Raw genomic sequence first — 13,375 nt, 5'->3', positions numbered from 1 at the left:
CGGCTTCGCAATAGCTTTGAAGTCGAATTCAATAGGTTTCCCCGCGCAGATGGTTCGCGAGAAACCCCAGATTATCCTGTCCCCAATAGGTCTCGGTATCATAGATATAGGTTGGAAAACCAAAGACGCCCCTGGCCACGGCCTGTTCACGATCCGACTTCCACTTGGCTTGAACATCGTAATCATTCTCACGTGCGGCCAGATAATCGCCGTTGAAACCGGCCCTATCCGCAACCACACTGCGGACTTCCGGCTTGCCAATGTCCTTTGCCTCTGACCAGAATGCATGTTGGAAAACACGTGTCAGCTGCAGCCAGTTTTGACCATCAAGATGGGCCGCGATCACACTGAAGGAAGCAGGTGTGGGATCACTCAAAGCTGGACGGCCATCGATGAAAAGCGGATTGCCACGAAATTTGGCCCAACGCTTGAGATCCTGTGTGCCATAAGCGCGACGTACTTCCGGCCGATTGCGCGAGAGGATGCCGCCATTTTCCTCAATAACGGTTGCGAGGTAAGGCTTGATTTCGACCACATGCTGCTCTGCCAGTTCCTCAAGCGTATCCAGCCCAAGATATGACCAGGGCGAACCGATGGAAAAGAAATAATCGATCGTTTTTGGCACATTATGTCCTTCGATAATGACTGTACTGGAAGTTTATTTGAACTTCGGCAATCCGGGCGGATTGGTCTCCGATTGTTTCAAAGCTTCTTCGTCCAGATGCCAGCGGTCGAGAATGCGGGCATAGTCTCCGCTTGCGATCAGGCTATTGGTGGCGATCGTCAGCGCCTCGGCAATTCCGCTGCCCTTACGGGTTGTAATTGCCACATCCGAACGATCCGGCCAGCCCGCGCTGAGCGTGCCGACACGTTTGATATTCTTGTCACGTGAGGCAATGAATACGAGCTGTGCATGGGGTTGAACAATCACATCGGCCCGACCCGATTGCAGAGCCAGAAGGCTGGCGGCCTCATCATCATAATATTGCAGTTCCAGCGGTTTCAGTCCCGCCTTCTCATTCTCCTCGCTCCACTTGACGAGAATGCGTTCCTGATTGGTCCCGGCACCCACGATAATGCGGAGGCCTGCAGCATCCTTTGGCTCCTTGATGGAGGTAACGCCACTGTCGGCCTTTACGAAGAAGCCATGCAGTCCTTGCCGATAGGTCGAAAAGTCGAACTTTTCCTTGCGCTCTTCCGTGACACCAACATTGGATATCACAGCGTCATATTTGCCGGATGAGAGACCCAGCGGCCAATCGATCCATGCAACCGGAACGCTTTCAAGTTGAAGCCCTAGGCTTTCCGCAATCGCCGACGCATAGTCTGCATCCGCACCCACAACGGTCTTGGCATCTGTGGCATAGGCCGCCAGTGGCGGTCCGCCCGGCGCGACGGCCACAGTCAGCTTGCCCGGCGTGACGAATTTGAAATCGGCGGGAATGGCGGCGATTGCCTTAGCATCTTTCTGCACATGAATGCGGCCCGTCTGTTCGGGCGACAAATCAAAATCATCTTCTGATAGCGCTGGCAGGGTTGAAGCGCCAACCAACGCCCATGCAGCTATTAACAGAGCACCTGCTCTCATGAACCATTCTCCATTTATGTAGAATAAAGCGGGCTGGCACACGCATCCCCTCATGTGCCAGCCCCACCCCTCACGAACCGCTTTTCGGCAGGCCCTGTGGATTTGTCTTGGCTTTGGTGATGGCTTCCGGTCCGAGATTCCAGGTATCCAGAACCTTGGTATAGGCGCCGCTCGCGATCAGATCGTTGAGAACATTGGTCAACGGGTCTGCAAGCCCGCTGCCCTTACGCGTTGTAACCGCAATCTCGGCGGTGATCGGCCAGCCACCACTGACCGTGCCAACCAGCTTGGTCTTACCATTGATGCCAGCGGAATAGGCCTGTGTCGCGTTCACACTGAACACCGCATCTGCACGACCACTTTGAATGGCGAGGTCCTTGACCGCGTCATCATCGTAATATTGCACCTCGATCGGTTTCAAACCCGCAGCAACATTCTGCCGATCCCATTCCAGCAGCACCTTTTCCTGATTGGTGCCGGCATCGGTGATGATCTTGAGGCCCTCAATATCCTCTGGCTGTTTCAATTCCTTGATCGCGCTGTCTGCCTTAACGTAGAAGCCAAGCTCATCCTTGCGATAGGTGGAGAAATCGAACTTCTCCTTGCGTTCTTCCGTAACGGTGACATTGGAAATCACCGCATCGAATTTGCCCGAAGCAAGCCCAAGTGGCCAATCGGCCCACGCAACAGAAACCAGTTTCAGATCGCGTCCGAGAGCGTCGGCAATGATCTGTGCCAGATCGACATCGTAGCCGATGACGGTCTTGGAATCTGACGCATAGTCATGCAGCGGCAGATGCCCGCTGGTGCTGATGCCGATAGTCAGAACACCATCTTTGACGAATTTGAAGCCCTTGACTTCCTCGATACGTTTATCGAGTTTTTCAACCCGCAAGCGGTTCGGCTGTTCTGGGCTGAGATCAAATTTACCTTCACTCCGTGCCGCATTCGTCATCAGCAGAGCCGTTGAAATCAGGCCCGCAATGAAATATCCCGCTTTTCTGATATAAGTCATATGCCCATCTCCTTAAGTGTAAAACACTGTGTAATGACCTGATTTCTCCACATTTCGCTTTGTTACGAGCGGAACTTACGATCCGCTTTTCGGCAATCCGGCAGGATTCGTTCTGGCCTCGTCAACGGCTTCTGAACTCAGGCTCCAGCGCTCCAGCACCTGCCCATATTTGCCGCTCTTGATAAGCTCATTAAGCGAGAGTGTGAGTGCGTCAGCCAGACCACTGCCCTTGCGCGTGGTGATTGCCACTTCGGCCGTCTGCGGCCAGCCACCGCTTACCGTCCCGACAAGCTTGGTCTTGCCGTGCTGCGATGCGGCATAGGCTTGCACTGCATTGACGCTGAAGACCGCATCCGCACGACCGGATTCAATCGCGAGACCCTTGACTGCATCGTCGTCATAATACTGCACTTCGATAGGTTTCAGTCCGGCTGCGACATTCTGCTTGTCCCACTGTAGGAGGATGTTTTCCTGATTGGTGCCCGGATCGGTAATGACCTTCAGGCCCGCAATGTCCTTGGGCTCTTTCAGCGATGTGATCGCACTGTCCGCCTTGACGTAAAATCCAAGTTCGTCCTTGCGATAGGTAGAGAAATCGAACTTTTCCTTGCGTTCCTCGGTTACGGTCACATTGGAAATCACGGCGTCGAACTTGCCGGATTCCAGTGAAAGCGGCCAATCGGCCCAGGCGATTGGCACCAACACAAGCTCGCGCCCCAATGTATCAGAAACCAGCTGAATCAGATCGGGATCGAAAGCCACCACGGTCTTTGCATCCGTAGCATAAGTGCTGATTGGGGGCACCCAAGGATTGATACCAACGACAAACTTGCCATCCTGCACGAACTTGAAATCCTTGGGGACAGCATTGATAACGGCATCGCTTTTCTCCGTGCGCAGACGGTTTGGCTGCTCCGGGCTCAAGTCGAGTTCTGCGGAAATGGCTGGCGCGCTGAACAGTGTTGCTACTGCCAGAACGCCGCCCAATATTGCGCTTTTGTAGTTACCTGATTTCATTGAATAACTCCTGAGAATGTTCTGAATTTTGGACAAATAATCCCCGCCGATTGCCCCGTCAGGGCAATCGTGATTGTCGGGGTGTGGTGTTAAACGGACTTTATGGCGTCAGAGGACTTTTGCTAGAAACTCCCGGGTTCGGGGATGCGTTGCCGCATTGAAAAGATGCTCCGGCCTGCCGGTTTCGAGAATGCGGCCCTCTTCCATGAAGACCACCGTATCCGCCACTTCGCGGGCAAAGCCTATCTCATGGGTTACGATGACAAGCGTGGTGCCAGAGCGTGCGAGCTCCTTGATTACATCCAGCACTTCACCCACCAGTTCGGGGTCGAGCGCAGAGGTCGGCTCGTCGAACAGGATCACTTTGGGATTAAGTGCCAGTGTGCGGGCGATGGCGACACGCTGTTGCTGACCACCGGAAAGCTGACGCGGATAGGCATTGATTTTTTCGCTGAGACCAACGCGCGCCAGCAGACGTTTTGCAATCACGGTCGCGGCATCCCGGCTCAGGCCACGGACAATCATCGGCGCTTCAATGATGTTTTCCAGCACGGTCAGATGCGGGAAGAGATTGAAGTTCTGAAACACCATGCCAACATCGACGCGTTTTTTCAGAATGTCTTTTTCCTTCAACTCATAGAGCGTGTCGCCACTCTGGCGATAACCCAGCAGTTCGTCATCAATCGAGATAAAGCCGTCATCCACACGCTCCAGATGATTGATGGATCGCAGCAATGTCGACTTGCCCGAACCCGATGGGCCGAGGATCGCTGTCACGCTCCCGGGCTTGATGTGCAGACTTACATTATCAAGAACGAGATTGTTGCCGAAGCTCTTCGATACACCGTGAATGTCCACCGCACCGCGTCGCACACCGGTAAAACCGCTGACAGCAAGCTTTTCGGTTATCCGTGCATCGTGTTCGCTCAACGCAACAGTCTCAGCCCTGGTCGAAACCGGGGTTTCTGCTGGAATTAAACGAGCGAAAAGGCGTGTCAGAATAGCTGGTGGTGGATTGCGCAATGCACCGCGCGAAAAATGGCGCTCGATGTAATATTGCGCGATCGAGAGCACCGTCATGATGATCAGATACCAGACGGTTGCGACCATCAGTAGGGGAATGACTTCGAGATTGCGGCGGTAGATGACTTGCACCGTGTAGAAGAGTTCCGGCAGCGCAAGGACATAGACCATCGATGTGCCTTTAGCGAGACCGATGATCTCGTTGAAGCCCGTCGGAAGGATCGTGCGCATGGCTTGCGGAAGCACGATGCGGAAGGCTTGTCTGCGCCGTGGCAAGCCGAGTGCGGCGGCAGCTTCGAGCTGTCCCTGATCGACAGACAGAATGCCGCCACGGATGATCTCGGAAGAAAATGCAGCCTGATTGAGGCTCAACCCTAAGAGGGCAGCAGCAAACGGACTGAGTATCTGAACGGTGGGATATTCGGCAAAGGTGATATCCGTATATGGAACACCTAATCTGACTGTTTCATAGAGATAGCCGAGATTGTTCAAAACAAGAAGCAGGACGATCAGTGGAATGGATCGCAGCAGCCAGATATAGGCCCAGGAAAGACCGGACAACAGCGGCGAGCGTGAAACGCGAGCCAGCGCGAGCGCGGTTCCAAGGGCAAAACCCAGCACTGTTGCAAGCGCTGTCAACCACAGTGTCCGCATCAAACCGACGAGAACAGGCTCGGAGAAGAACCATTCTGCAAAGACTGGCCAACCCCATTTCGGATTGGTCAGAACCGATTGCAACACAGCGATAATCAGGCCTGCGGCGATGACTGTGCCAACGACGCGTGCCGGATAACGGGCCGGAACGATGCGATAATGTTTGAAATCGCCGGGACTTACGCGAGAGCCTGTCTCTCTGTCCGTACCCGCAAACTCTGTAGCGATAGCCATGATCAACACTGCTCCGAATAGCCGTTCAACTTATGAATCACCGCAGGAATTCCTGCTTTTGAAGTCACCGGATTCCATTTTCGGAGATGAGGCGTCGAGTTTCAAAACAAATAAGTCTATTTAATCAGGCGGTGGCGGATGTTTTTTCCATAACACCCACCACAACGCCCAAGCATCTACTTAGCCAAACACCACCTGTTTTAAAGCGGCGTCGGAAGGATGAAATTCAACTTGTCCGATATTTTCAATATTTTTCTCGAAAGGCAACGTCCCGTAAATTTCGGGATCGGCCGCGACATCAAAAAGCGCCGTATATCCGTTTCTCAAATAGAGTTCCCTGGCTTCCGGCTGCCGGAAACCAGTGGTCAGATAGACGCGGCTATAACCCTGCCGACGCGCCTGCGCTTCCAGTTCATCCAACACCTTTTTGGCCAGCCCCTGTCGACGGAAATCACTATGTGTCCAGATGCGCTTGAACTCGGCGGTCACATCGTTATAGCGCATGAATGCGCCACCAGCGATTGTCTGGCCATCACGAAGCAACAACAGGAAATTGCCGTGCGGAGGCGCAAAAGCTTCCGGCGGATATCTGTTCATTTCGGCGGCTGCACCCTCTTCATTGAAATAGGTGCCGTAGCGCGTGTCGTACTCAATCGTCAGCGCCTCGATCAATGGCACTGCACGAATATCGGTCGTTGAAGTGTAGAGAAATTCATCCGCCATGATGGGCCATCCATGTTGAAGAAATCGTGCAATCTCAGATCAGCGATGCTTCGGTCAGCCGAACCCAAAACAACGCGGCTGGAAGCAGGATTTTATCGTTGAAATTGTAATCGGGGCTGTGCAGACCGGCACTTTCACCATTGCCGACGAAGAAATACGTTCCCGGCTTTTGTTCGAGCATGAAGGCAAAATCCTCACTCGCCGTGCGCGGTCGGAAATCTTCGATAACTGTGCCGGTGGGGAAAGTGCTTAGCGCGACCTGTCGTGCAAATTCCGTCTCGGCTTTTGCGTTGATCAAAGCAGGAAAGCCCCACTGATAATTGACATCAGCAACAGCACCAAAACTTTCGGCCTGTGAACGCGCGACAGCTTCAATCCGCCGCCGCAATTCCTCGCGCACAGTTTGCGAAAACGAGCGGATGGTAATGCCAAGATCAACATGCGCGGGAATGACATTCAACGCATCACCGCCATGAATGGAGGCCACCGTCACAACCCCCATATCGAGCGGATCGAGATTGCGCGCGACCACCGTTTGCAAGGCCAGAACAATGGATGAAGCCACCACAACCGGATCTACCGATTTGTGTGGTTCGGCCCCATGACCGCCACGGCCGTTCACGCGAATTCTTGCCCGGTCCACCGATGCCATCGCCGGGCCAGTCACAAAGCCGAACTTGCCTGCGGGCACGCCCGGCCAGTTATGCAGCCCATAGACGGCATCGCACGGAAAGCGCTCAAAGAGGCCGTCTTCGATCATGCTTCGGGCGCCTGCCCCGATCTCCTCAGCTGGCTGGAAAATCAGGTGCACTGTACCGGAAAAACGACCGGACTGAGCGAGATAGCGCGCTGCTGCCAGCAGAATGGTCGTGTGTCCGTCGTGGCCACATGCGTGCATCACACCGGAATTGCTGCTTGCGTAATCAAGACCAGTTGCTTCGATGATTGGCAGCGCGTCCATATCTGCCCTGATACCAATGGCCTTACCGGAGTTGCCGCGTTTCAATGTGCCAACCACGCCAGAGCCACCAACGCCGGTTGTAACGTCATAGCCCCACTGACGGAGATAATCCGCCACGAGAGCAGAGGTTCGTGTTTCCTTGAACGCCAGCTCCGGATGAGCATGAATGTCGCGACGCAAAGCGATAAACTCGTCGATAAACGAGGCAAGACCCGCCTCGATTTCCAGTTTGCGGTTTACGTCTGGCGACCGTTGAATATTCATGCCGCACCCTTTCGGTGGCTTTCGGCATCATTGTTTTCAACGGGCTTCGCATAACGGCTCTGCGGATGCTCCAATCCAAGATTTCCGCGCAGCGTGTCGTATTTCAGACTGCCTTCATGATATCCGCGCTTTTCCAGAATTGGCAGAACATGGGCAATGAAATCATCCAGCCCTTCAGCAATCACCGGGAAGCCGAGGATGAAACCATCAGCTGCCTTTTGCTCTTTCCAGAGAATGATTTCGTCTGCGATTTTTTCCACCGTACCAATGAAGGACGTGCGTGGTGTGGCAACATTCAGCGCCACTTCACGTAAACTGAGCCTGTTTGCAGCCGCGTCGCGCTTGATACGATCCGTTGTCGAACGGAAGCTGTTTTTGCCGACATCACCAAGATCCGGGAAAGGCGCATCAAGATCATAGGCGGTGAAATCATGATGATCGAAGAAGCGACCGAGATAGGACAGAGCTTCGTTGATGCTTACGAGATTACGGATCGCATGATATTTCTCTTCGGCCTCGGTATCGGTTCTTCCAACGATGGGACCAATGCCGGGATAAATGCCGACATCGTCCTGCGAGCGCCCATGCGCAACAGCGCTGGCTTTAATCTGCGCATAAAATGTTTGGCTGTCCTTGATGGTGCCGGCATTGGTGAAGACGGCGTCCGCATGTTTACCCGCAAGTCCTACACCCGCTTCCGAAGCGCCGGCCTGAAAGATGACGGGCTGGCCCTGAGGCGAGCGCTGGATATTGAGTGGCCCTTCAACCGAGAAGAAGCGGCCCTTATGGTCGAGCCGATGGAAGCCCTCCGGCCTGTAAAACTGTCCGCTCTCGCGATCGCGAACGAAGGCATCTTCATCCCAGGAATCCCAAAGACCTTTAGTCACTTCGAGATATTCATCGGCGATTTCATAGCGTAACGCGTGTTCTGGGTGTGGCTTGCCATAGTTGCGGCCTGAACCTTCAAGCGGCGATGTCACCACATTCCAGCCCGCACGCCCGCCGGAGATGAGATCAAGCGATGCAAACTGTCGCGCAATCGTAAATGGATCGCTATAGGACGTCGAAACCGTGCCTGCGAGACCAATGCGCTTCGTATTCGCTGCGAGCGCCGAAAGGACGGTCAAAGGCTCAAAGCGATTGAGAAAATGCGGAATGGAAATCTCGTTGATATAAAGCCCGTCGGCGATGAAAGCGAAGCTGATACCAGCCTCTTCGGACTTGCGCGCCGTATCGATGAAAAACTGGAGATTCACGCTTGCATCTGCCGGCCCGGATGGATGTTTCCAGGCATTCATATGTCCGCCCGCACCCTGAAGCATCACACCGAATCTGATCTGCTTGGAACCCATTTTAGATACTCCTTATCGCCAGTGGCTTTGGATCAGGCGGCAATTGCCAGACGTTCGCCTGCCAGGCCCTCGATGGCAGCTAATCTTTGCTCATGAGAAACAGCGGGGAACTCGAGCACAAACTCGGCCACCCCATATTGCTCGTGCAGTTCATCCAGCTTCTGCTTCACCTGCTTTGCCGAGCCTGCGAGTACATTTGGATGCTTTTCTTCAACCCGGTAATCAGCCTCTCCAGCCTGCCGCGCAAACTCGGCGGCTGCCTCCTGTGTGCCAACCGAAACGGATTGTCCGGAGGCGAGATGCACCTTGAAGATTTTAATTTTCGAGACCACGGCATCAACCGTATCTTCGGTCTCGGCAACCACTGCGCCAAGCGCCAGAACCGGCACCTTTCCGGTCACTTTGCGATAGGCGTCGAACGTTTTCTGTAGATTGGCAGTATCGCCATTCAAATGACCGGCATAGACAAAATCCCAGCCGGAATGTGCGGCAAGCAACGCGCTTTCCGGGCTTGCGCCAAGCACGAATTTTTCCGCAGAAAGCTGTGGTTTAGGCGTTGCCGCCAGTCCTTCAAACGGACCGGAAGCGATCTTGCCACCGCCAAGAAACGCAGTGAGCTGCTCAAGCTTGCTGTTGAAATCGAGGCGCTTTTCGCTGCCTGTTTCCTGCTGTAACGCCTTGGTTGATAAAGGAAGTCCGCCCGGCGCCTTGCCGACACCGAGATCCACGCGCCCGCGTCCGAGGGCGGCCAGAAGGTTGAAGTTTTCGGCAACTTTGTAAGGGCTGTAATGCTGAAGCATCACGCCGCCAGAACCAATTCTGATCCGCTTTGTCGATGCCAGAAGATAGGAAACAAGCACCTCGGGCGAAGGCCCGGCCAGTTCCTCCGCGTGATGATGCTCCGCAACCCAGAACCGCTTGTAGCCCGCTTGTTCGGCCGCCTGAGCATAAGATACGGTGTTCGAAAGGGCGGCTTCCGCATTGCCCGCTTGTGCTACCGGACTCTTGTCGAGAAGACTTAACTGATAGGGCATCGGTACATCCACTTTCGCTGAGCATCACATCGGGTGACCCCTTCGCGCAAAGCGCACGTCTAGGGATCAGCCTCAGATAGTTTCTCGGCTTCGGGACGAAATCTCAAAGATCAGGCAACTTAAATCTTCTGCATTGCGACAAATTTATTCTGCGGCGCAGTTATATGTTGAAACGGCCTGCTTTGCCCGTTCCCTTCTGCTGTTGCCCAGGCGCTCCACACCGCGGAGCACCGATGATGTTGAGACTTGAACACAAATTGGAAACCAGACCGGTTCGCTTATTCTCAAGGTGAGAGGCTCACGCCTCTTGTAAATCACTCTCATATGTCTTCTTGGTCTTTGGCACGCAGAGGCAGGCAGGCACGATCATCACCGCGATAAGCATCATCGCTACAAAGGTCGCGTGCAGCGCGTGCTGAAGCGCCAGCCGTAGCTCGTGCTGATCAATCAACATCTCCGCCCCATTCAGCAGGTCACGAAGTTGTTCTGACGTAATCGCTTCACCGTGGTTGGCATTCGCAAGACCGTAGGTGAGCACTGCGCCCAGAATGGCCGCGCCGAGTGTGCTTCCCAAATTACGCGAGAAAACATTCGATGCCGTAGCGCTGCCACGCTCTGACCAGCTTACGCTGTCCTGCGTCAAGATTAGTGCCCCGATGTTAAGCAGCCCCATGCCGAAACCCATGATCAGAGAACCGGCTCCAGCCATTGTTGCCGAACTTGACGGGGTGAGCATGACAAGCAGAGAGGTTCCGATTGGAATACAGATGCTTCCGACGATCATGATTGGACGCAGCCCAAAACGCGTAAACTGTCGCGATGCAATTGTTGCCCCGCAGGGCCAGCCCAGCAGCAGCATAGTGAGGGCAAAGCCCGCGACCACGGGAGAACGGTCGAGAACCGTCTGTACATACATCGGCAAAAATGTCGTGAGGCCCATAATCGACATGCTGGCCAGGAAAACTGCAAGATTGGAAAAAGCTATAGGACGCTTCAGCCACAGGTCGGGCGCGACCATGGGTTCCTTCGTGCGGCGTTCCTGCCAGATGAAGGCAATCAACGAAACGGCAAAGAGAATGAATGCCAGAATTCCTTCCAGTGAAACCGCGCTCTCCATCAGGGTAAGCGCAATCATCAATGACGAAATGGAGACAGCGAAAAGTGCCGCGCCGAGCACGTCGACCGAGACCGGTTTTGTCCGCTTCTCTTCATGCAGGAAGAGAAGAAAACCAGATGCCGCCAGAATACCGACGGGAATATTGATCCAGAAAACCCAGGCCCAGCTCAGATTGTGAATGATGAGACTGCCAAGCAACGGGCCGACGACGGCTGACAAAGCCCATACACTGGCAAGATACCCTTGGACCTTGCTACGCTGCGCTCCGGGAAAAAGGTCCGCCACCACAGTCATGGCCGCAGGCTGGATCGCCCCTGCGCCGATGCCTTGCAAAAGCCGGAAGACGATCATCGAAGGCATCGACCAGGCGAAGCCTGCCAAGACCGAAGCGGCGAGGAACAGCGCGATACCGAAAATAAGAACGGGCTTGCGACCATAAATGTCTGCAAGCTTTCCAAACACGACGGTCGTCGCGGTCTGGGTCAACAGGAATGACGAAAAAACCCAGGAATACAGATTGAGTTGTCCCAGCTGTGCTGCAATCTGCGGCATTGCGGTAGACACAATCGTTGCCTCGACAGCGATCATGGCCATGCTTGCCATGATCGCGGCGACAACAAGCCCGCGATGAGAGAGTTTTTCTGTCATGGATCGCTTTCAGACCAGAACTGGTCGTCGTTGAGAGAAGCCTCCTCGCTCCCGGCTTGCTTCTTAGACCCGCTCGACCACCATCGCAATACCCTGCCCGCCACCGATACACATTGTTGCCAAACCGTAGCGGCCACCGATACGTTCCAGTTCATAGCAAAGCTTGATGAGGATGATCGCTCCCGACGCTCCTACCGGATGGCCGAGAGCAACGGCGCCACCATTCGGATTGACCTTATCTTCCGGAAACTCCAATTCTGCGCTGACCGCACAGGCCTGCGCCGCAAACGCTTCGTTGGATTCGATCACATCCATATCGGCTACGGTCAGACCGGCCCGCTGCAAAGCCTGTCGGCTGGCGGGAACGGGGCCCATACCCATTACCTCGGGCGCGACGCCACCAAGTCCGGTTGCGATAATGCGGCCTAATGCCTTGACGCCATGGGCCTTAGCGACGCCCTCCTCCATAAGAACCAGAGCTGCCGCACCGTCGTTGAGACCCGATGCATTGCCCGCCGTTACGGTGCCGTCCTTGCTAAAAGCAGGGCGCAGCTTGGCCATATCCTCCAGAGAAACATTGCTGCGCACATGTTCATCCGTATCAAACAGTTTTTCTGTCCGACCTTGCTTGACGGTAATTGGCAGTATCTGGCCGCTAAAGCGGCCATCTGCGATTGCTGCTGCCGCTCGACGGTGCGATTCAACCGCGAAAGCATCCTGCTTTGCCCGATCGATGCCAGACCGCTCGGCGATATTCTCAGCGGTCATGCCCATGTGACCGTGACCGAAAGGATCGGTCAGAGCCCCTACCATCATATCTATCGCGGTCACATCGCCCATCTTCTGACCGTTGCGTGCCTGCGTCAGTAAATGGCCAGAGCGGCTCATGCTCTCCGCACCGCCAGCAAGCACGATATCGGCTTTGCCAAGCTCAATCTGTTCGGCAGCGGAAACGACCGCCTGAAGGCCCGAACCGCACAAGCGGTTCAAAGTCAACGCAGGCGACGTGTGAGGAACCCCAGCACGAACCGCAACGACGCGCGAAATATACATATCTTCCGGTCTGGTGTGAATGACATTGCCGAAGACTGTCTGCTCAACCTGATCGGGCTCGATGCCAGCACGCGCGATCACTTCGCGCGCCACTGCGGCTCCCAGTTCACACGGAGGAATACCTGCAAGAGAGCCACCAAAATCTCCGATTGGCGTGCGAACCCCGGAAGCAATAACCACTGAACGTTTCATGTTGGTCTTCCTTAAACCTTGTCAGCCATTTCAGGCAAAGCCTGGAACAAATCAGCCACCAGCCCGTAATCGGCGACCTGGAAGATCGGCGCTTCTTCGTCCTTGTTGATGGCGACGATGACGCGGCTGTCCTTCATGCCAGCCAGATGCTGGATAGCGCCGGAAATACCGACAGCGATGTAAAGCTCCGGTGCAACCACCTTGCCCGTCTGGCCGACCTGCCAGTCGTTTGGCGCATAGCCCGCATCGACTGCCGCACGGCTGGCGCCAACGGCAGCACCGAGCTTGTCGGCAACCGGAAGGATCACTTCCTGGAACTTTTCAGCCGAACCAAGTGCACGACCGCCTGAGATGATGATCTTGGCCGAGGTCAGTTCCGGACGATCCGAAGCCGACAGCGCATTGCCAACAAAGCTCGACAGCGCCGGATCGGCAGGCACGGTTGCGTTCTCGACGGCAGCCGAACCACCCTCGCCCGTTGCGGAGAAGGAGGCCGTACG

The 13,375-nt window shown here is 54.9% G+C and carries 12 protein-coding genes; all 12 read right to left on the bottom strand.

The genetic code is table 11. The annotated features are described in order from the left end of the window. Nucleotides 1-28 precede the first annotated feature (28 nt). On the bottom strand, nt 29-625 hold the full coding sequence (locus HWD97_RS23375) for a 2-hydroxychromene-2-carboxylate isomerase (protein ID WP_109366448.1): 597 nt from the start codon (nt 623-625) through the stop codon (nt 29-31). Nucleotides 626-658: 33 nt separating this feature from the next. Next, a complete protein-coding gene (locus HWD97_RS23370) occupies nt 659-1,588 on the bottom strand; it encodes an ABC transporter substrate-binding protein (protein ID WP_124916543.1) in 930 nt (309 codons plus the stop codon). Between the two features lie 70 nt (nt 1,589-1,658). Further along, nucleotides 1,659-2,603 carry an ABC transporter substrate-binding protein gene (locus HWD97_RS23365; RefSeq protein ID WP_109366224.1) on the bottom strand — a complete coding sequence of 315 codons (945 nt, stop codon included), beginning with the start codon at nt 2,601-2,603 and terminating at the stop codon, nt 1,659-1,661. 75 nt (nt 2,604-2,678) lie between these two features. Continuing rightward, complete coding sequence (locus HWD97_RS23360; RefSeq protein ID WP_109366225.1) at nt 2,679-3,620, bottom strand: ABC transporter substrate-binding protein; 942 nt, start codon at nt 3,618-3,620, stop codon at nt 2,679-2,681. A gap of 108 nt (nt 3,621-3,728) precedes the next feature. Further along, the gene (locus tag HWD97_RS23355; protein WP_109366226.1) at nt 3,729-5,531 is read right to left on the bottom strand and encodes an amino acid ABC transporter permease/ATP-binding protein; all 1,803 of its coding nucleotides are present in this window, start codon (nt 5,529-5,531) and stop codon (nt 3,729-3,731) included. Nucleotides 5,532-5,711: 180 nt separating this feature from the next. Further along, complete coding sequence (locus HWD97_RS23350; protein WP_109366227.1) at nt 5,712-6,254, bottom strand: GNAT family N-acetyltransferase; 543 nt, start codon at nt 6,252-6,254, stop codon at nt 5,712-5,714. Nucleotides 6,255-6,288: 34 nt separating this feature from the next. Next, on the bottom strand, nt 6,289-7,479 hold the full coding sequence (locus HWD97_RS23345; protein ID WP_109366228.1) for a M20 aminoacylase family protein: 1,191 nt from the start codon (nt 7,477-7,479) through the stop codon (nt 6,289-6,291). Next, on the bottom strand, nt 7,476-8,831 hold the full coding sequence (locus HWD97_RS23340) for an LLM class flavin-dependent oxidoreductase (protein ID WP_371835716.1): 1,356 nt from the start codon (nt 8,829-8,831) through the stop codon (nt 7,476-7,478). Before HWD97_RS23340 ends, HWD97_RS23345 begins: the two co-directional genes overlap by 4 nt. A 32-nt stretch (nt 8,832-8,863) precedes the next feature. Then, the gene (locus HWD97_RS23335; protein ID WP_109366230.1) at nt 8,864-9,865 is read right to left on the bottom strand and encodes an MsnO8 family LLM class oxidoreductase; all 1,002 of its coding nucleotides are present in this window, start codon (nt 9,863-9,865) and stop codon (nt 8,864-8,866) included. A gap of 298 nt (nt 9,866-10,163) precedes the next feature. Beyond that, complete coding sequence (locus tag HWD97_RS23330; RefSeq protein ID WP_109366231.1) at nt 10,164-11,630, bottom strand: MDR family MFS transporter; 1,467 nt, start codon at nt 11,628-11,630, stop codon at nt 10,164-10,166. A 63-nt stretch (nt 11,631-11,693) separates the two neighbouring features. Next, a complete protein-coding gene (gene bktB, locus HWD97_RS23325; RefSeq protein WP_124916546.1) occupies nt 11,694-12,875 on the bottom strand; it encodes a beta-ketothiolase BktB in 1,182 nt (393 codons plus the stop codon). A gap of 11 nt (nt 12,876-12,886) precedes the next feature. Beyond that, nucleotides 12,887-13,375: electron transfer flavoprotein subunit alpha/FixB family protein (locus HWD97_RS23320; protein WP_371835715.1), on the bottom strand; the 489-nt coding region annotated here is incomplete at its 5' end.

Source organism: Ochrobactrum sp. C6C9 (assembly GCF_022627935.1).
Taxonomy (GTDB): Bacteria; Pseudomonadota; Alphaproteobacteria; order Rhizobiales; family Rhizobiaceae; genus Brucella; species Brucella teleogrylli.
This window is presented reverse-complemented; position numbering and strand designations above follow the sequence as displayed.